The organism is Massilia sp. MS-15 (assembly GCF_020176695.1).
GTDB lineage: Bacteria > Pseudomonadota > Gammaproteobacteria > Burkholderiales > Burkholderiaceae_D > Telluria > Telluria hydrophila.
The window spans coordinates 1-18904 of record NZ_JAIWIA010000030.1 but is presented as its reverse complement, the minus strand read 5'-3'; the positions used below and the strand labels follow the sequence as shown (position 1 = coordinate 18904).

The following is an 18904-nucleotide window of genomic DNA, read 5'->3' as shown; positions in this document are numbered from 1 at the left end:
CTCTTAGTTCCTGAACGGGAATTTGAAGGCGGCGAGCAGCGCTTTGGCTTCTTCGTCGGTCTTAGCGGTGGTCGTGATCGAGATGTTCATGCCACGCAGCGCATCGATCTTGTCGTAGTCGATTTCAGGGAAAATGATCTGTTCCTTGACACCGATGTTGTAGTTGCCACGACCGTCGAACGATTTGCCATTGACACCGCGGAAGTCACGCACGCGCGGCAGTGCCACGGTGATGAAGCGGTCCAGGAATTCGTACATGCGGTTGCCACGCAGGGTGACCATGGTACCGATCGGGTAGCCTTCGCGGATCTTGAAACCTGCGATTGCCTTGCGCGCCTTGGTGACGACCGGCTTCTGGCCGGCGATCTTGGTCAGGTCGCCAGTGGCGTGCTCGATGATCTTCTTGTCAGCGACTGCTTCCGACAGACCCATGTTCAGGGTGATCTTGGTCAGGCGCGGGACTTCCATGATCGACTTGTAACCGAATTTCTCGGTCAGCTCGGCGACGACTTTGTCTTTGTAAATTTGTTGGAGACGGGCCATTGTTCTTACCCCTTCACTACTTCGCCGTTCGACTTGAAGACGCGGACTTTTTTACCGTCCTGGTCTTTGAAGCCAACGCGATCTGCCTTGCCGGTCGCAGCATTGAACAGCGCGACGTTCGACACGTGAATCGGCATAGTCTTGTCGACGATACCACCAGTAACACCGGTCATCGGGTTCGGCTTGGTCGCTTTCTTCGCGACGTTGACGCCTTCAACGATGACGTGTTCAGCGTCTACACGCTTCTGAACGACGCCACGCTTGCCCTTGTCCTTGCCAGCCAGAACGATGACTTCGTCGTTTTTACGAATTTTATCCATGTCGAATCCTTACAGAACTTCAGGTGCCAGCGACACGATCTTCATGAACTTCTCGGTACGCAGTTCGCGCGTGACCGGTCCAAAGATACGGGTGCCGATCGGCTCCAGCTTGGCGTTCAGCAGGACGGCGGCATTGCCGTCGAACTTGACCAGGGAACCGTCCTGGCGGCGCACACCTTTAGCGGTACGCACAACCACGGCGTTGTAAATTTCGCCCTTCTTGACGCGACCACGCGGCGCAGCCACCTTAACGGTGACCTTGATGATGTCGCCAATGCTCGCATAACGGCGCTTCGAGCCGCCCAACACCTTGATGCACAGAACTTCCTTGGCACCGGTGTTGTCGGCCACTTCGAGCCGGCTTTCGGTTTGAATCATAGTATTTTCTTTCCCAACTTAAGCCGTAGAAAACCCCACGGAAACCGTGGGCCTGCGGTCAGTCTTGGTCCCGCCATGACGCCCCTGCTGGAGCCCCATGTTTGGGTGATGGACTTTCCATTCGTTACAGGCCGCAGAACCGCGGAGGAATACTGCGGCAACACATGAACGAAGCCCGCTAGTATCACAGATACCAGCGGGCCACGCAAGACAAATTTTTAGGCTTTAGATGACCTGTGCTTGCTGCACAACACGGGTCACGGTCCAGGCCTTCGTCTTCGAGATCGGGCGACCTTCCGTGATCTCGACCGTGTCACCGGCCTTGACTTGGTTGGTCTCGTCGTGCGCGTGATACTTGTTCGAACGCACGATGATCTTGCCGTACAGCGGGTGCTTCACGTGACGCTCGATCAGGACGGTTACCGTCTTGTCCATTTTGTCGGACACGACCTTGCCGACCAGCGTACGCTTCAGCGCCGTTTTAGTGGTGTCGTTCATTTGGCTTCCTTCGAGTTCATCACAGTCTTCACACGCGCGATGTCGCGACGTACTTTCTTGAGCTGCGCGGTGTTGCCCAGCTGCTGGGTAGCGATTTGCATGCGCAGGCCGAACTGGGCCTTCAGCAGCTCATTCAGCTCCTTTTGCAGCGCTTCCTGGTCCTTGCCGCGGAGTTCCGATGCTTTCATATTCAACTCCTGTTATTGGCCGACTTGACGGACCACGAAGGTGGTCGCCAGCGGCAGTTTGGCAGCGGCCAGGCGGAACGCTTCGCGCGCCAGTTCTTCTGCGACGCCATCCATCTCGTACAGGACTTTGCCTGGCTGGATTTCAGCGACGTAGTACTCCGGGTTACCCTTACCGTTACCCATACGGACTTCGGCCGGCTTGTTCGAGATCGGCTTGTCCGGGAAGATACGGATCCAGATACGGCCGCCACGCTTGATGTGACGGGTCATGGCGCGACGCGCCGCTTCGATCTGGCGTGCGGTGATACGGCCGCGGGCAACTGCCTTCAGGCCGAACTCGCCGAACGAGACCGCGGTGCCGCGGGTGTGCGAAATGCCGGTGTTACGGCCTTTCTGCTCTTTACGATACTTCCTGCGCGATGGTTGCAGCATGCTTATTCTCCTGCTTTCTCAGCTGGCGCAGCGGCGGCCGGAGCGGCAGGCTTGACAGCCGGACGTGCGCGGACGGTAGGTGCTGCATTACCAGGACGACCGGCGCCAGCCGGACGTGGGCCGCGCGACGGCTTGCCGTCGTCGCGACGCGGGCCGCGTGGCTTCTTCTCATCCGGCGGGGTGTCGATGACTGGGGCTTCGCCGGTGACCGAACGGTCGCCCTTGTAGACCCAGACCTTGACGCCGATGATGCCGTAGGTGGTCGATGCTTCGCTGGTGCCGTAGTCGATATCGGCGCGCAGGGTGTGCAGAGGCACACGGCCTTCGCGGTACCATTCGGTACGTGCGATTTCGATGCCGTTCAGGCGGCCCGACGACATGATCTTGATGCCGACGGCGCCCAGACGCATGGCGTTCTGCATGGCGCGCTTCATCGCGCGGCGGAACATGATGCGCTTTTCGAGCTGCTGGGCGATCGAATCGGCGATCAGCTGCGAGTCGATTTCCGGCTTGCGGATCTCTTCGATATTGACGTGCACAGGCACGCCCATGATCTTCGCCAGCGACGACTTCAGCACTTCGATGTCTTCGCCCTTCTTGCCGATCACGACGCCAGGACGCGACGAGTAGATCGTGAAGCGTGCGTTCTTGGCAGGACGCTCGATGACGACGCGGCCGACCGAAGCGTTCTTCAGCTTCTTCTTCAGGAAAGCGCGCGCTTCCAGGTCTTCCTTCAGCATGTCGGCGAAGTTGCCGTTGCCAGCATACCAGCGCGACGCCCAGTTACGGGTGACCGCCAGGCGGAAGCCGGTTGGGTGGATTTTCTGACCCATCGTGTGACCCCTTAGTTACCGACAGTCACGTAGATGTGACAGGATTGTTTCGAAATACGATCGCCGCGGCCCTTCGCACGTGCGGTGAAGCGCTTCAGGATCGGGCCCTTTTCAACGTAGATCTGCACGACCTTCAGCTCGTCGATGTCGGCGCCATCGTTGTGTTCCGCGTTGGCGATTGCCGACTCGAGAACCTTCTTGATGATGGTCGCGCCCTTCTTCGGGCTGAACTGCAGAATGTTGAGTGCTGCGTCAACTTTCTTGCCGCGGATCAGGTCCGCCACCAGGCGGCCCTTCTGTTCCGACAGGCGAACGCCTTTGAGGATTGCTTTAGTTTCCATTATCGTTTCGCCTTCTTGTCAGCAGCGTGGCCCTTGAACGTACGGGTCAGCGCGAATTCGCCGAGCTTGTGGCCGACCATGTTCTCCGACACGTACACCGGCACGTGGACCTTGCCGTTGTGCACGGCGATGGTCAGACCGATGAAGTCAGGAGAGATCGTCGAGCGGCGCGACCAGGTTTTGACTGGCTTCTTGTCTTTGGTCGCTTGCGCGGCTTCGACTTTCTTCACCAGGTGGGCGTCAATGAACGGCCCTTTTTTCAATGAACGAGTCATGTTTTATCCCTTATTTCTTGCCGCGGCGCGAGACGATCATCGACGAAGTACGCTTGTTCGAGCGCGTCTTCTTGCCCTTGGTCTGCTGGCCCCATGGCGACACCGGATGGCGACCTGCTGCCGTACGGCCTTCACCACCACCGTGCGGGTGGTCGATCGGGTTCATGACGACACCACGGACGGTCGGGCGGACACCGCGCCAACGCATCGCACCGGCTTTACCGATCTTGCGCAGGCTGTGCTCGGCATTGCCGACTTCACCCACGGTTGCACGGCACTCGATGTGCACGCGGCGGACTTCACCCGAGCGCAGGCGAACCTGGGCATAGGTGCCTTCGCGGGCCATCAGGACGACAGCGGCGCCGGCGGTGCGGGCCATCTGTGCGCCTTTGCCAGGCAGCATTTCGACGCAGTGCATCACGGTACCAACCGGGATGTTGCGGATCGGCAGGCAGTTACCGGCCTTGATCGGTGCTTCCGAACCGTTCATCAGGGTATCGCCCACAGCGACGCCCTTCGGAGCGATGATGTACGCACGGGCGCCGTCCGCGTAGCACAGCAGAGCGATGTGCGCGGTACGGTTCGGGTCGTATTCGATACGCTCGACCTTGGCAGGGATGCCGTCCTTCTGGCGCTTGAAGTCGACCAGACGGTAGTGCTGCTTGTGGCCACCGCCGATATGGCGGGTGGTGATGTGACCGTTGTTGTTACGGCCAGCAGTCTTCGATTTCTTCTCAACCAGGGCTGCGAGCGGACGGCCTTTGTACAGGCCTTCGGTCACAACTTTCACCATGCCGCGACGGCCTGGGGAGGTTGGCTTCATCTTAACGAGTGCCATTATTTAGCCTCCTCGACAAAATTGATTTCCTGACCCGGCTTGAGGGCCACGAAAGCGCGCTTGGTGTGGTTGCGGCGACCGGTGAAACGGCCCGAACGCTTGACCTTGCCTTCGCGGTTGACGGTTTGCACCGATTCCACTTCGACCTTGAACAGCAGTTCGACGGCAGCCTTGATTTCCGGCTTGGTGGCATCCGGCAGAACCTTGAACACGATCTGTTCGTTCTTTTCAGCGACGAAGGTCGCCTTTTCGGAAATCACCGGAGCCAGCAGCACCTTCATCAGGCGCTCTTCGCTGAATTTGATAGCGGTGCTCATGCGTACATCTCCTCGATCTTGGCCAGAGCAGCTTTGGTGACCAGGACTTTCTTGTAGAACACCAGCGACATCGGGTCGGCTGCCTTCGGCTCGACGACGAGCACGTTCGGCAGGTTGCGCGATGCCAGTTCCAGGTTTTCATCGATGGTGTCGGTGATCACCAGGACCGATTCCAGGCCCATGCCCTGCAGCTTTTGCGACAGCAGCTTGGTCTTCGGAGCTTCGATCGACAGGTTTTCGACAACGTTCAGACGGCCTTCGCGGGCCAGCTGCGAGAAGATCGAGCAGATACCTGCGCGGAACATCTTCTTGTTGACCTTGTGCGAGAAGTTCTCGTCCGGGGTATTCGGGAAGATGCGACCACCGCCGCGCCACAGAGGCGACGACGACATACCAGCACGAGCGCGGCCGGTGCCCTTCTGGCGCCATGGCTTCTTGGTGGTGTGGCTGACTTCTTCACGGTCTTTCTGCTTGCGGTTGCCGCTGCGCGCGTTGGCGGCGTAGGCGACCACGACCTGGTGGATCAGGGCTTCGTTGTATTCGCGGCCGAACACGGTGTCGGCAGCTGCAACGCCGGCGCCAGCTTGACCTTGCTCATTCAGGAGCTGGAGTTCCATACTTAGGCTCCTTTCTTGGCTTTGGTTTTGACAGCCGGCTTGACGATCACCTGGCCGTTCTTGGCGCCAGGAACGGCACCCTTCACGAGCAGCAGTTGACGGTCAGCGTCGATGCGGGCGATTTCCAGGTTCTGGGTGGTGACGGTAACGTCGCCCATGTGACCGGTCATGCGCTTGCCTGGGAACACGCGACCCGGATCCTGCGCCATACCGATGGAGCCAGGAACATTGTGCGAACGCGAGTTACCGTGGGTCTGACGACCCGAGGCGAAGTTGTGACGCTTGATGGTACCGGCGTAGCCCTTACCGATCGAGGTGCCCTGCACGTCGATTTTCTGGCCCACTTCGAACATCGAAGCATTGATGGTGTCGCCGGCTTTGAGTTCAGCGGCTTTAGCGGAATCGATGAGGAATTCACGCAGCATCGTGCCAGCTTCCACGCCAGCTTTGGCGTAGTGACCAGCAGCAGCCTTGTTCACGCGGGAAGCGCGACGCTGGCCGAAGACGACTTGCACAGCAGTGTAGCCGTCAGTTTCAGGGGTTTTGACTTGCGCAACACGGTTGTTGGACACGTCCAGCACGGTGACAGGGATCGAATCGCCGTCATCCGTGAAGATACGCATCATACCAACCTTGCGACCGAGGAGGCCCAGGCTCATTTTTTCTCCATTCCCACCTACGATTGGGCGGGGCTAATTAGTACTACTAAAAAAGCATGGGCTGAAAAAGACGCGCCCACACCGAAGCCGGCTAGTATAGCGCGCAAACGGCAACGGCGCAACAGGATAAATTCGAGGTGACCTCGGCCTGTTGCGTTTTCCGCAGTAGCTGGAGAGAGCAAGGAATCTGACCTGCTGGTCAGCACAGAAAAGGCACACCGCTGCGCCTTTTCTCTGCAGGCTACGACCATTGCTGGGAGCCTGCGATCTGGAAGTCTGGTGGGCGGTGCAGGATTCGAACCTGCGACCCCTTGGATGTCGACCAAGTATTCTAACCAGCTGAACTAACCGCCCGGGGAGCCGCATTATACGTAGCAGCCCAGCAGTTTTGCAATAGCTTTTTTTCGATCGTGTCGAACGGGCCGCTCGCAAGCCCCGCCACTCCCGTCCAGGCGGGCGGATCGCGGGTTGTCGTTGCCCGCTCAAAATGTTATTGTACAAATGTATTTTGCGGAACAGGCGCCGGCGGCGACGTGCAGGGCACGGTGCGGCCGCCGGCCAGCCCTCCCGCATTCCCATGTTTTTCTTCGCCGGCAGCCGGCGCGGCAGTGCCGACGGCAGCTGTGCCGCGCCCTGCCCTGTTCCCTGGCATGTCCGCCCTCTGGCGACCTCCCCATGCCCCGACCTGGTCCGCCGCCCTGCGGGCGGACGCATCGCAAAAAAAGGATGCACCATGACTATCATTGATGCGCAACGCTGGTCCCGCCCCCTCGATCCCGCCCGCCTCGTGCTCGCCACCGACCTCGACGGCACGCTGCTGGCCGGTACGCCCGAGGCACGGCGCCGCGTGCGCGACCTGTTCAGCGCCACCGGTACCCAGCAGGCCTCCCGTCCCACCCTCGTATTCGTCACCGGGCGCGGCCTGGAAAGCGTGATGCCCCTGCTGAGCGATCCGACCATTCCGCGTCCCGACTACATCATCGCCGACGTCGGCGCCACCGTGGTCGATCGCGAGCTGCGCCCGGTGGAGCCGATCCAGCACGAACTCACCGCCCACTGGCCGGGCAGCCAGGCCGTGCTGCGCGCCCTGGCGGGCTTTCCGCAACTGGTGCGCCAGAGCGTGCCGCAGGAAAGACGCTGCTCCTTCCTCGCGACCGAAGACGCCATCACGCCGGCACTGCGCGCGGCGGTGGCCGCGCTCGACTGCGAGCTGCTGTTCTCGGCCGGCCGCTACCTCGACGTGCTGCCGCGCGGCGTCGGCAAGGGTATGGCCCTGCGCCGCCTGGTCACGGTCGCCGGTTTCGATCCGGCCAGCGTGGTGGTGGCGGGCGACACCTTGAACGACCTGTCGATGTTCGAGACCGGTTTGCGCGGCGTGGCCGTGGGCGGCGCCGAACCGGCCCTGGTCGAGCGCGTATGCCGCAATCCGCGTGTGCACCTGGCCACGGCCGAAGGCTGTGGCGGCATTCTGGAAGGCCTGGCGCACCACGGCATGGCGGCCGGTGCCGCATCCGCGCTGCCCGCGCCCCCGGCCGTGGATGGCGCCGACCTGGTGATGGTCTACCACCGCCTGCCCTACGATGAACTGGTGGTGGACGGCATCACGCTGCAGCGCCGCCCGAAGAGCCCGAACGGCATCATGCCGACCCTGCTGAACTTCTTCGCCGGCGGGCGCAAGGGCTCGTGGGTGGCCTGGTCGCAGCAGGCCTCGCGCACGCCGCAAGGTTTCGACACCCACGTGGCGGTCGACCCGCAGCGCTATCGGCAGCTCAAGGCGGCGCGCATCGCCCTCACCCGCGAGGACATCGATCTGTTCTACAAGAAGTTCTCGAAAGAGGCCTTCTGGCCGATCATTTTCTCCTTCCCCGACAAGGCCGAATTCCACCAGGCCCATTGGGAGCGCTTCCTGGAAGTGAACCGCCTGTTTGCCGAGCAGACCGCGCGCGAGGCCGCCCACGGCGCCACCGCCTGGATCCACGACTACAACCTGTGGATGGTGCCGGCCTTCCTGCGCCCGCTGCGCCCGGACCTCACGATCGCCTTCTTCCACCACACCGCCTTCCCCTCGAGCGACGTGTTCAACATCCTGCCATGGCGGCGCGACATCATCGGCAGCCTGCTGCAGTGCGACTACGTGGGCTTTCACATCCCGCGCTACGTCGAGAACTTCGTCGATGCGGTACGCTCGTTCGCGCCGGTGGACGTGGCCGGCAGCGTCCCATGCGCGCCGCGCTTCCTCACCTATGGCTGCGCGCTCGGCGTCGACCGCATGAGCACCGCGATCGAGGTCGGCGGACGCCGGGTGGCACTGGGCGCCCATCCGGTCGGCACCGACGTCAAGCTGATCCGGCACCTGCTGGACCAGGGCGAGGTACGGCGCCAGCTGGCCGAACTCGACGGGCTGCTGGAAGGCAGGACCGGGATTGTCTCGATCGAGCGCCTCGACTATGTGAAAGGCTCGCTGGAGAAGCTGCAGGCCTACGAGCGCATGCTGGAACGCCATCCGGAACTGCTGGGCAAGGTGACGCTGCTGAACATCGTCACGCCGGCCGCCAGCGGCATGGAGATCTACGACAGCCTGCGCGAGGAACTCGACCGCACCGTGGGCCGCATCAATGGCCGCTTCTCGACGCTTGACTGGGTCCCGGTGCGTTACTTCTACCGCTCGCTGCCCTTCGAGGATGTAGTGGCCCACTACGCCGCCTGCGGCATCGCCTGGATCACGCCCCTGCGCGACGGCCTCAACCTGGTGGCCAAGGAGTACGTCGCCACCCGCGGTGCGGTGGGACGGCCCGGGGTACTGATCCTGTCCGAATTCGCCGGCGCCGCAGTGGAGCTGCACGGCGCGCTGCTGGTCAATCCCTACGACGCCAACGCCATGAGCGAGACCCTGTACCAGGCGCTGAGCATGGGCGAGGACGAAGTCGCCTACCGCGCCGGGCGGCTGGCGATGATCGTGGACGAACACGACGTCACGCGCTGGGGCGACGGCTTCCTGGCCGCGCTGGCGCCGCAGGACGCGCCCGCCCGCGACGAGCGTTGTGCCGCCTGAAGAAAGGAACACGCATGAACTCCATTTTCCTCGCCAACCCCCTGGGCGACTGGCTGGTGGCGCTGGCACTGGCGGCCATCGTCGCGGTTGGCCTCGATACGCTGAAATCGATCCTGCTGCGGCGCCTGCGCGCCTGCGTCGCCGCCGCGCCGGAAGCTGCACGCCCGGCCGCCGTGACGCTGGCCGCGTTGTCGGCAACCCGGCTGGCGGTGCTGGTCGTGATCGGCCTGTACGCCGGCGCCAGCCTGCTCACGCTGTCCGAACGCGCACAGCTCCTGGTGGGCCGCGTGGCGATCGCCGCGGTGCTCGCCCAGTGCGCGATCTGGGGCGACCATGCGGTGCGGGCCTGGCTGGCCGCCGCCCGCGCCCGGCAAGTGGCCGATCCCGACCGCGTCACCACCTCGGTGGCGATCGCCTACCTGGGCCGGGTGGCGCTGTGGTCGGTCGTGGGCCTGATGATCCTCGATAACCTTGGCGTCAACATCACCACGCTGGTGGCCAGCCTCGGTATCGGCGGCATCGCGCTGGCGCTGGCGGTGCAGAGCATCCTGGGCGACCTGTTCGCCTCGCTCTCGATCGTGGTCGACAAGCCCTTCGTGACGGGCGACTTCATCATCGTCGACAGCATGCTTGGCACGGTCGAACGCATCGGCCTGAAGACCACCCGCGTGCGCAGCCTGGACGGCGAGCAGATCGTGTTCTCGAATGCCGACCTGCTCAAGAGCCGGATCCGCAACCTGCGCCGCATGGAAGAACGGCGCGTGGTATTCCGGATCGCGGTCACCTATGATACGCCTGAACCTACCCTGCGCGCCCTGCCCGGCCTGCTCGAAGCGATCGTCGCGGCCCAGCCGCAGGTGCGCTTCGACCGCGCACACCTGGGCTCACTCGCCGCGCCGGCCTATACCTTCGAGGTGGTGTACTACGTGAACAGCGCCGACTACCGCGTCTACATGGACGTGCAGCAGGACATCTACCTGGGCATCGTGGCCATGCTGGGCCAGCAGGGCGTGCGGCTGGCGCTGCCGGCCCACCAGGTGCGCCTGGACACGGCCAGCAGCCAGCCAATGGTGGACCAGGTCGCGCCCGACAGGCGCGAAGCCGCGTCAACGCGCTGCCAGGCGTGACATACAAACACGCGAGAGAGTGAACATTGTGAAATCCGTAGCGTGTACAATCGGATAATGTACGTCCGCCGGCCCGCGTGCCCTTCGCGGTACGAGGCTGGCCGATCCACCCCTGACCTTTCATAGGAGTTCATATGGCAATCAGTCTGCAAAAAGGCGGCAACGTCAACCTGAGCAAGGAAGCCCCCGGCCTGACCAAGGTCATCATCGGCCTGGGCTGGGACCCACGCGCCACCGATGGCGCGGCCTTCGACCTCGACGGCAGCGCCTTCATGCTCAAGGCGGATGCCAAGGTGCGCGGCGACAGCGACTTCATCTTCTATAACAACCTGAAGTCGACCGATGGCTCGGTGGTCCACGCCGGCGACAACACCACCGGCCAGGGCGATGGCGACGACGAGAAGATCGCGGTCGACCTGTCGCGCGTACCCGCCGACATCGAGAAGGTCTCGTTCTGCGTCACCATCCACGACGCCGATGCGCGCCACCAGAATTTCGGCATGGTCGCCAAGGCCTACATCCGCTGCCTGAACGGCAACGGCGAAGCCGAGATCGCGCGCTACGACCTGTCCGAGGACAGCTCGACCGAAACCGCGATGATCTTCGGTGAACTGTACCGCCATGGCGGCGAATGGAAATTCCGCGCCGTCGGCCAGGGTTTCAACGGCGGCCTGGGTCCGCTGGCCCGCTCGTTCGGCGTCAACGTCTAAGCAGTCCGGATACGATAAAGAGCAGCGCCAGCCGCCTGCATTACCGCGCCCGCCCTTCCGGCGGGCGTTTGTCCACCTGTCTTGAAAGAGTCCATGCGCGTCTGGTACAACAGGACCTTCTCGTCCGTCTACGCCGCGATCCGGCTGGTGCGCGCCGCCGATACGGCAGGCCGCTTCACCATCATCCACAGCAATGCGAACCGCCACACGCCGGCCGCGCTGCTGGCCCACGAATTCCACCGCGAACCGGTCGGGCTCGAGTCGACGGCCTACGTCGACTGGTGCCTGGAGTTCTGCCGCGCCCAGCGCATCGACATCTTCGTGCCGGGCCGCGAGGCGACCGCGCTGGCGGCCCACCACGCGCGCTTCCTGGAGATCGGCACGCGCGTGCTGAGTGCCGCCACGCCGGCCAGGCTGCAGCTCATCCACGACAAGGCCGGCTTCTATGCCGAAACCCGCCTGCCACAGGCGCCGGTGGCCGAGTTCCGCCGCTTCGAGGACCTGGCCGGCTTCGACGCCGCCTGGGCCGAGCTGCGCCCGCGCCATGCGAAGCTGTGCATCAAGCCCTCGCACGGCATCTATGGCATCGGCTTTGCCGTGGTCGACGAGGAGCGCAGCAGCGCCGCCCTGCTGCTGGGCGGGGTCGAATACCACATCGGCTACCACGACCTGCGCCGCGGCCTGGCCGAACTCGGCGAGTTTCGCACCATGCTGCTGATGGAATTCCTTGAGGGCCACGAGTACAGCGTCGACTGCGTCGGCGACGGGGGTCGCCTGGTGGCGGCGGTAGCGCGCCGCAAGCTGGGCCAGGCCGGCGCCGGCCAGCTGATCGACATGCGGCCCGAGATCATCGAGGCCACCACGCAGCTCGCCGCCGATCATGGCCTGAACGGCGTGTTCAACGTGCAGTTCCGCGAAGCGAACGGCAAACCACGCCTGCTGGAAATCAACCCGCGCATGTCGGGCGGCATCGGCATGGCTTGCGCGGCCGGGCCGAACCTGCCCTGGATCGCGCTGAAGGGCTTTGCCGACGGCTTCGACACGGTCGAGGTGCCGCCGGTCGCCAACGGCATGCGGGTGGCCGAAGTGGCTGACGCGCTGGAGCTGCCATGAATGCCACGTCCGACCCGGCCCTGCTGGCCCGGCGCAGCGTGGCGCTGCCCACCGGCCTGCTCGAGCTCACGCTCGAAGACGGCGCCGGGGAAGCCGATGCCCTGCTCGGTTTCGCCGCGCGCGCCAATGCCAAGCGCGGCTTCCTGTTCCTGAGCAAGGTACTGGGCAAGCACTGGCCGGTGAGGCCGGCCGCCATGCTCGCCGTTCACGAGCGCCTGGCCGCCACCGTGCCGGAGAACGAAGGCCCGCTGGTCTTCATCGCGATGGCCGAAACCGCGATCGGCCTGGGCCAGGGCGTGTTCGAGGCCTGGCTGCGCGCGCATCCGGGCCGTGAGGCGCTGTTCATCCACACCACGCGCTACCGCGTGGGCAGCGGACCGCTGATCGAATTCGAGGAAGCGCACAGCCACGCGCCGCGCCAGTTCCTGCATCTGCCGCAAGACCCTGCGCTGCGTGCGCTGCTGCTGGGCGCACGCACGCTGGTGCTGGTCGACGACGAAGCCAGCACCGGCAACACCTTCCTGAACCTGACCGATGCCTGCCGCCGCCTGAATCCAGGCATCGCGCGCGTGCACCTGGCCACGATCACCAATTTCATGGGACGCGCCGCCACCGCGGGCCTGGCAACGCGTTTCGGCCTGCCCGTGAGCATGGGCGCGCTGGTCAGCGGAGAGTACCGCTTCACGCCGGGCGACTACGTGGCCCCTGCCGGTGCAGCCCAGCGTTTCGACCCGGACGCCGACCGCGGCGCCAGCCCCGCTTTCGGGCGCCTCGGGCTGCGCGCCGCGCTGCGCACTCCGACGGAACTGGCGGCCAGGCTGGCGGGCGAATTCACCCCTGGCGCGCGCGTCGCCGTGCTGGGTACGGGCGAATTCATGCACGCGGCACTGCTGCTCGGCCGGGCGCTGGAAGACCGCGGCCTGGACGTGCACGTGCAGTCGAGCACGCGCTCGCCCATCCTCACCTGGGGCGCGGTCGGCCATGCCCTGTCCTTTCCCGACAACTACGGTGAGGGCGTCCCCAATTTCATCTACAACATCGCGCCCGGCCAGTACGACCACGTGCTGGTCTGCCACGAGACCGCGCCGAATGCCGCCCTGCGCGGCTTCGCCGGACAGCTCGGCGCGCGCCTGTTCCACTTCCAGTCCGAGACCGACGTTGAAGAAGTTCCTGTTCGCTGACCTGGACGACACGCTGTTCCAGACCTTCGAGAAGTGCGCGCCGCGCGCGCACCTCGAGCCGGCCGCCTACTACAAGGACGGCAGCATCTGTTCGTACACCACGCGCGCCCAGCGCGCCTTTCTCGGCTTCGTGCAGGACGGGATGACGGTGATCCCGACCACCGCGCGCGACCACGACGGCCTGCGCCGCGTGCACCTGCCTTTCGACAGCTACGCCATCATCAACTATGGCGGCGTGGTGCTGGAGCCCGGCGGCGTCCCCGACCAGCCCTGGCTGGGCGAGATGCGCGCAGCCATGCACGCCGCCCTGCCGGGCCTGGAAGAGCTGGCGCGCCACATCGAGGCCTATGCCGCCGCCACCGGTTTCGGCGGCCGCGCGCGCATGATCGAGGATTTCGACACGCCCTTCTTCCTGGTGGTGAAGGACCCGGACAAGCAGCATGCGCGCCTGGCGCCAATCGAGGACGAGGTCGTGCGCCCCTGGATCGCGGCCGGCAACCCGGGCTACGTCGTGCACCGCAACGGCAACAACCTGGCGATCCTGCCGAAGGCGCTCGACAAGGCCAATGCCGTGGCCCACGTCACGCACCGGCTGCGCGCCGAGCACGGCGACATCGTCACCTTCGGCATGGGCGACAGCCGCTCGGACGCGCGCTTCATGGCGGCCTGCGACTATGCCATCGTGCCGCGCGCCACCCAGCTGGCGCGCCTGACCGTGGAGGCGCTATGAGCTTCGCCGGCAGCTACCGCAGCGGCGAGGTCGATTTCCTGCTGACCCGCCTGCAGGCCCGGGCCCAGACCTTCACCGACGTCGCCGCCAAGGAACGCCTGATCCAGTCCGGCCAGCGCCACTACAGCCAGATGCTGTCACCCGAAGCGGTGCCCTCGCAGCGCTACATGGACCTGTTCGAGCAGGCCTGCCGCGCCAACAATGCGCGCATGGCGGCCGACTGCCTGCGACTGGCGGCGCTGATCGCCGATCGCCGCGACGGCCCCATCACCCTGGTCTCGCTGGCGCGCGCAGGCACCCCGGTGGGCGTGGTGGTGGCGCGCCTGCTGCGCGAAACCTTCGGACGGCAGGCGGTGCACTATTCGGTGTCGATCGTGCGCGACCGCGGCATCGATGCGGCGGCGCTGCGCCACATCCTGGCCAGCGGCCACGCGCCGGCATCGATCGTGTTCGTGGACGGCTGGACCGGCAAGGGCGTGATCGCGCGCGAACTGGCGCGCTCGGTGTCGGCCTTCAACGCGGCGCAGGACACCTGCATCGACCACGGCCTGTACGTGCTGTCCGACCTGGCCGGCGCGGCTGCCTGCGCGGCATCCGGCGAGGATTACCTGATCCCGTCGAGCATCCTGAATGCCACTGTGTCGGGCCTGGTCAGCCGCACGGTGCTGGACGAACGCATCGGCCCGGACGACTTCCACGGCTGCGTCTTCTACGAACAGTTCGCCCCGCACGACCAGTCGCAGCGTTTCGTCGATGCGCTGGTGGCGCTGGCGCCCGCCTCGGTGCCGGACGCGCAGCCGCTCGACGCCCGGGCCGCGGCAGTACGTTCGCGCGGCTACCTGGAGGCGGCGCTGGCGCGCCATGGTATCCAGGACGTGAATCTGGTCAAGCCCGGTATCGGCGAAGCCACGCGCGTGCTGCTGCGCCGTGTGCCGCGCCTGCTGGTGCTGCGCCGGGCTGGCCACGCCGAGGTGGCGCACCTCGAGCTGCTGGCACAAGAAAAACAGGTTCCGGTCGTCATCGACCCGGAGCTGCCCTATCATGCCGTTTCCCTGATCAGGAGTGCATCGGATGCTTAAGCTGGCAAACCAGTCGCTCGGCGCGTCGCTCTACGTGCCGGCCAACCACAAGGACCTGGCCAGCATCGCCGATGGCGACAAGCTGCCCGGCGCGCGCTCGCTCATCTTTTGCCTGGAAGACGCCATCGCCGAGCGCGAACTGAGCTGGTCGTTGTTCAACCTGTCGGTGGTGCTGGCCAACATGCGCGCCGACGCCACCGTCGAGCGCTTCGTGCGGGTGCGCAACCCGGACGTGCTGGCGCGCGTGCTGGCCATGCCCGGCGTGGAGAAGCTGGCCGGCTTCGTGCTGCCGAAGATCACGCGCCACAACTTCGAATCCTATTTCCGCCTGGTGCGCGACACCGACCACGTCCTGATGCCGACACTGGAAACGGCCGAGGTCTTCAGCGACGGCGAAATGCAGCAGCTGCGCGCGGTGTTCGAGGCGCCCGGCGTGCGCCACCGCATCCTGGCCCTGCGCATCGGCGGCAACGACCTGCTCGCCCTGCTCGGACTGCGCCGGCCGCGCGGCATGACCATCTACCGCACCCCGCTGGGCCCGGTGATCGCGCGCCTGGTCACCACCTTCCGCCCCTATGGCTTCGCGCTGACGGCGCCGGTGTTCGAATACCTCGACCTGCCCGAGCTGCTCGACCAGGAGGTGCTGGAAGACCTGGCCCACGGCATGGTCGGCAAGACCGCGATCCACCCGACCCAGGTCGACCCGATCGAGCGCCACTACCAGGTGCGCCCGCAGGACCTGGCGGTGGCGCGCGCCATCCTGGACGAAACCAGTCCCGCCGTGTTCCGCATGGATGACGCGATGTGCGAAGTGGCGACCCACCGCGCCTGGGCCGAGCGCCTGGTGGAGCAGTCCCACCGTTTTGGATCCCGTTCGATGGAAGGAGAACCCTCATGAACCTGTTTTCGCGTGGCCAGAAAGGCAAACTGGCCGACCTTGGCTGCGGCAGCGCCTTCACCGTGGAGCTGGACATCGCCGCGCCCGGCATGTCGGTCGACGTGTCCTGCTTCGGCCTGGATGCGGCCGACAAGCTGTCGGACGAGCGCTACATGGTGTTCTACAACCAGCTGGCCAGCCCGGAGGGCGCGGTGCGGCTCGAGCTGAGCGGCGCGCTGGCCCGTTTCACCGTGAATCTCGATGCCCTGCCGGCGACGATCGCGAAGCTGGTGTTCGTGGCAGCGATTGACGGCACGCAAACCATGCGCGCGCTCGGCGCCTGCGCCCTGAACCTCGGCAACGCGGTGCGCTTCCCGTGGTCGGGTGCCGACTTCGGCGACGAGAAGGCGGTCATCGTGGCGGAACTGTACCGGCGTGACGGCAGCTGGCGCTTCGGCGCCGTCGGCCAGGGCTTCAATGGGGGCCTGTCGGCGCTGCTGGCGCACTTCGGCGGTACCGAGGCGGCGCCTGCCGCTCCTGCCGCTCCTTCCCCGGTCCCGGGCCCGAAGGTCTCGCTGTCGAAAGTCACGCTGGAAAAACGTGGCGACAAGGTCTCGCTCGACAAGCGCGCCGGCGGCGGCTTCGGACGCATCCACGTCAACCTGAACTGGAACCAGTCGGCCACGGCCGCACCGCCGCAGCCGCAGCCGCCCGCGAAGACCGGTTTCTTCGACAAGCTGATGGGCGGCATGGGGGGCATGGGTGGCGGTGCGCGCAAGGGCCGTGGCGGCATCGACCTCGACCTCGGCTGCATGTACGAACTGGCCGATGGCCGGCGCGGCCTGGTGCAGGCGCTCGGCAATGCCTGGGGCGACTTCGAGCGCGAACCCTACATCCAGCTCGACGCGGACGACCGCACCGGCGCCGCGGCGGGCGGCGAGAACCTGTACATCAACGGCGAGCGCTTCGACCTGATCCGGCGCGCCCTGATCTTTTCCTTCATCTACGAGGGCGTGCCCAACTGGTCGGCGACCGATGGCGTGGTGACCATCGCCGCGCCGGGGCAGGCGCCGATCGAAGTGCGGTTGGACGGCGGGGGCAACCAGATCATGTGCGCGATCGCGCTGATCGAGAACCGCAACGGTAACCTGCAGGTCACCAAGCTGGCCGAGTACTTCCAGCAGCAGGGCGGCACCAGTGCGCACGAGCTGATGGACCGCCATTTTGGCTTCGGCATGCGCTGGAAGACAGGAACGAAGGGTTGAGTGGACGACGCGCTGGCTTGCCAGTGCGTTGTCGAAAAACTTTACAGTTCACTATGAACAAGGGAAGTTGAAATTCGTAAATATCTGATTGGAAAGAGAAATTTATTCTTGGCATGTTATTTGCTACAGGATATAGAACAATAACCAATCCAGAGATTGACGACCATGCTTAAATTTTCCACCATTGCCCTTGCCGCACTGTTCAGCTTCAGCAGCGCCGCCAACGCAAGCGTCCTGTCAGGTTTCGCCAAGAAATATGCCGGCAACAGTGCAAACTCAGCGACCTACACGCTGCCGAAGGCAGATACCGATGGCATCAGCATCGATTTCACGTTCAGTTTCACGCCGACCAAGTCCAAAACTGCCAAGGATGAGCTGGATAACAATGATTTCCTGGGCTTCTGGTTCAACAGCTCGGACGAAGCTAGTGTTGGGGTCAAGGCCAATTGCGGCGACGGTACCTGCACCGACGACGTGTTCGTGCGCCTCGGCGGTACCAGCGGCGTCTTCCTGAGCGGCAGCGACCTCGAAGACGGCAAGGAATACCGCATCTTCGCCTACCTCTACAAGAGCGAGGGCAGCGCCTACTACGACAATCTGGATGCGTGGCTGAATCCGAGCCAGTCGGAGATGCTGAGCTTGACCGGCGCGCACGTCCACGCCGATACGAAGGTGAAAGGTGCAGGCAGCAACAAGTCGACCCAGATCGCCTCGGTCGGCTTCCGCACCGCGAATGTGGACAACGGTGTGGTCTTCACCGTCACGGCCCCCAACCTGAACGTGGATGCGGCCGCCGTGCCGGAACCGGGCAGCCTGGCGCTGATGGGTCTCGCGATGGCCGGCCTGGGCGCCGCGCGCCGCCGCAAGAAGAACTGATCATCCCGGCAAACAGCGCTTCGGCGCTGTTTTTTTTTGGCGCTGTCAGCGTTATCTGTTGATGGCGCTGATCGCGTTATGCAGTCATTGCTCGGCAGGAGTGATTCGCTCGCCGCAGGAAGCGGCATGACTGCCTGGACGGAAACGACAAGGGCCGGGAGTCCTCGCGGACTTCCCGGCCCTTGCTGCCGCAGCGGATGTTCCGCTTGCGTCAATCAGGCATTACTGCAGCTTGATCTCGACGTCGACGCCAGCCGGCAGGTCGAGCTTCATCAGCGCGTCGACGGTCTTGTCGGTCGGATCCACGATGTCCATCAGGCGCTGGTGGGTGCGGATTTCGAACTGGTCGCGCGAGGTCTTGTTGACGTGCGGCGAACGCAGGACGTCGAAACGCTGGATACGGGTCGGCAGCGGGACCGGGCCCTTGACCACAGCGCCGGTGCGCTTGGCGGTGTCGACGATTTCCAGGGCGGACTGGTCGATCAGCTTGTAGTCGAACGCTTTCAGGCGGATGCGGATTTTCTGGTTCGGAGCGGACATGCTATTTCCTTTTAAAGAACGTTCCGGCGAAGGCCGGCAATGTGTGAAAGGTGCTTCGGTACTGCTCAAGAGGCGGGAGTATAACATCGTTCCCTCTCATAAAGATGGGGACAGA

General features: G+C 64.4%; 24 protein-coding genes and 1 tRNA gene. 10 read left to right on the top strand and 15 right to left on the bottom strand.

The genetic code is table 11. The features are described 5' to 3' along the window. Positions 1-3: 3 nt before the first annotated feature. From rplE to LCI23_RS12415, 14 genes are all read right to left on the bottom strand, one after another. Positions 4-543, bottom strand: coding sequence for a 50S ribosomal protein L5 (gene rplE, locus LCI23_RS12480; RefSeq protein ID WP_224946781.1), 540 nt, complete (start codon positions 541-543; stop codon positions 4-6). Between the two features lie 5 nt (positions 544-548). Continuing rightward, complete coding sequence (gene rplX / locus LCI23_RS12475; RefSeq protein ID WP_027867252.1) at positions 549-863, bottom strand: 50S ribosomal protein L24; 315 nt, start codon at positions 861-863, stop codon at positions 549-551. Positions 864-872: 9 nt separating this feature from the next. After that, positions 873-1241 (bottom strand): 50S ribosomal protein L14, encoded by a 369-nt coding sequence (gene rplN, locus LCI23_RS12470; RefSeq protein ID WP_005663451.1) that lies wholly within the window; start codon positions 1239-1241, stop codon positions 873-875. 225 nt (positions 1242-1466) lie between these two features. Continuing rightward, a complete protein-coding gene (gene rpsQ / locus LCI23_RS12465) occupies positions 1467-1739 on the bottom strand; it encodes a 30S ribosomal protein S17 (protein ID WP_036246286.1) in 273 nt (90 codons plus the stop codon). After that, positions 1736-1927: a 50S ribosomal protein L29 gene (gene rpmC / locus LCI23_RS12460; RefSeq protein WP_027867254.1), complete on the bottom strand. Its 192-nt coding sequence runs from the start codon at positions 1925-1927 to the stop codon at positions 1736-1738. The genes rpsQ and rpmC overlap by 4 nt, the downstream gene beginning before the upstream one ends. A gap of 12 nt (positions 1928-1939) precedes the next feature. Next, positions 1940-2359, bottom strand: coding sequence for a 50S ribosomal protein L16 (gene rplP / locus LCI23_RS12455; RefSeq protein WP_005663456.1), 420 nt, complete (start codon positions 2357-2359; stop codon positions 1940-1942). Positions 2360-2361: 2 nt separating this feature from the next. Beyond that, positions 2362-3192: a 30S ribosomal protein S3 gene (gene rpsC / locus LCI23_RS12450; RefSeq protein WP_224946780.1), complete on the bottom strand. Its 831-nt coding sequence runs from the start codon at positions 3190-3192 to the stop codon at positions 2362-2364. 11 nt (positions 3193-3203) lie between these two features. Beyond that, the gene (gene rplV / locus LCI23_RS12445; protein ID WP_171085678.1) at positions 3204-3536 is read right to left on the bottom strand and encodes a 50S ribosomal protein L22; all 333 of its coding nucleotides are present in this window, start codon (positions 3534-3536) and stop codon (positions 3204-3206) included. Further along, a complete protein-coding gene (gene rpsS / locus LCI23_RS12440) occupies positions 3533-3808 on the bottom strand; it encodes a 30S ribosomal protein S19 (protein ID WP_137172337.1) in 276 nt (91 codons plus the stop codon). The genes rplV and rpsS overlap by 4 nt, the downstream gene beginning before the upstream one ends. Positions 3809-3818: 10 nt before the next feature. After that, the gene (gene rplB, locus LCI23_RS12435; RefSeq protein ID WP_224946779.1) at positions 3819-4646 is read right to left on the bottom strand and encodes a 50S ribosomal protein L2; all 828 of its coding nucleotides are present in this window, start codon (positions 4644-4646) and stop codon (positions 3819-3821) included. Beyond that, positions 4646-4963 carry a 50S ribosomal protein L23 gene (gene rplW, locus LCI23_RS12430; protein WP_027867259.1) on the bottom strand — a complete coding sequence of 106 codons (318 nt, stop codon included), beginning with the start codon at positions 4961-4963 and terminating at the stop codon, positions 4646-4648. The genes rplB and rplW overlap by 1 nt, the downstream gene beginning before the upstream one ends. Continuing rightward, positions 4960-5580 carry a 50S ribosomal protein L4 gene (gene rplD, locus LCI23_RS12425; protein WP_036246292.1) on the bottom strand — a complete coding sequence of 207 codons (621 nt, stop codon included), beginning with the start codon at positions 5578-5580 and terminating at the stop codon, positions 4960-4962. Before rplD ends, rplW begins: the two co-directional genes overlap by 4 nt. 2 nt (positions 5581-5582) lie before the next feature. Then, positions 5583-6239, bottom strand: a complete 657-nt coding sequence (gene rplC, locus LCI23_RS12420) for a 50S ribosomal protein L3 (RefSeq protein ID WP_224946778.1) — start codon at positions 6237-6239, stop codon at positions 5583-5585. A 277-nt stretch (positions 6240-6516) separates the two neighbouring features. Then, positions 6517-6593 (bottom strand) — tRNA-Val (locus LCI23_RS12415). A gap of 379 nt (positions 6594-6972) precedes the next feature. On the opposite strand from LCI23_RS12415, the gene ggpS reads away from it, so the two are divergent. The 10 genes from ggpS (at position 6973) to LCI23_RS12365 (ending at position 18249) form a co-directional block, all read left to right on the top strand. Beyond that, positions 6973-9291, top strand: a complete 2319-nt coding sequence (ggpS, locus tag LCI23_RS12410; protein WP_224946777.1) for a glucosylglycerol-phosphate synthase — start codon at positions 6973-6975, stop codon at positions 9289-9291. 14 nt (positions 9292-9305) lie between these two features. After that, entirely contained in the window at positions 9306-10418 is a 1113-nt protein-coding gene (locus LCI23_RS12405; RefSeq protein WP_224946776.1) for a mechanosensitive ion channel family protein, read from the top strand. 134 nt (positions 10419-10552) lie between these two features. Then, positions 10553-11128: a TerD family protein gene (locus LCI23_RS12400; RefSeq protein WP_224946775.1), complete on the top strand. Its 576-nt coding sequence runs from the start codon at positions 10553-10555 to the stop codon at positions 11126-11128. A gap of 93 nt (positions 11129-11221) precedes the next feature. Next, positions 11222-12241, top strand: coding sequence for an ATP-grasp domain-containing protein (locus tag LCI23_RS12395; RefSeq protein WP_224946774.1), 1020 nt, complete (start codon positions 11222-11224; stop codon positions 12239-12241). Beyond that, positions 12238-13422 (top strand): phosphoribosyltransferase domain-containing protein, encoded by a 1185-nt coding sequence (locus LCI23_RS12390; RefSeq protein WP_224946773.1) that lies wholly within the window; start codon positions 12238-12240, stop codon positions 13420-13422. The genes LCI23_RS12395 and LCI23_RS12390 overlap by 4 nt, the downstream gene beginning before the upstream one ends. Further along, a complete protein-coding gene (locus LCI23_RS12385) occupies positions 13400-14152 on the top strand; it encodes a hypothetical protein (protein WP_224946772.1) in 753 nt (250 codons plus the stop codon). Before LCI23_RS12390 ends, LCI23_RS12385 begins: the two co-directional genes overlap by 23 nt. Continuing rightward, entirely contained in the window at positions 14149-15231 is a 1083-nt protein-coding gene (locus LCI23_RS12380; RefSeq protein WP_224946771.1) for a cysteine protease StiP family protein, read from the top strand. The genes LCI23_RS12385 and LCI23_RS12380 overlap by 4 nt, the downstream gene beginning before the upstream one ends. After that, complete coding sequence (locus tag LCI23_RS12375) at positions 15224-16129, top strand: HpcH/HpaI aldolase/citrate lyase family protein (protein WP_224946770.1); 906 nt, start codon at positions 15224-15226, stop codon at positions 16127-16129. Before LCI23_RS12380 ends, LCI23_RS12375 begins: the two co-directional genes overlap by 8 nt. Further along, entirely contained in the window at positions 16126-17373 is a 1248-nt protein-coding gene (locus tag LCI23_RS12370) for a TerD family protein (RefSeq protein WP_224946769.1), read from the top strand. Before LCI23_RS12375 ends, LCI23_RS12370 begins: the two co-directional genes overlap by 4 nt. Before the next feature lie 165 nt (positions 17374-17538). Then, positions 17539-18249: a PEP-CTERM sorting domain-containing protein gene (locus LCI23_RS12365; RefSeq protein WP_224946768.1), complete on the top strand. Its 711-nt coding sequence runs from the start codon at positions 17539-17541 to the stop codon at positions 18247-18249. Positions 18250-18471: 222 nt separating this feature from the next. On the opposite strand, the gene rpsJ is transcribed toward LCI23_RS12365, so the two are convergent. Continuing rightward, a complete protein-coding gene (rpsJ, locus tag LCI23_RS12360) occupies positions 18472-18789 on the bottom strand; it encodes a 30S ribosomal protein S10 (RefSeq protein WP_005663509.1) in 318 nt (105 codons plus the stop codon). Between the last annotated feature and the right edge of the window lie 115 nt (positions 18790-18904).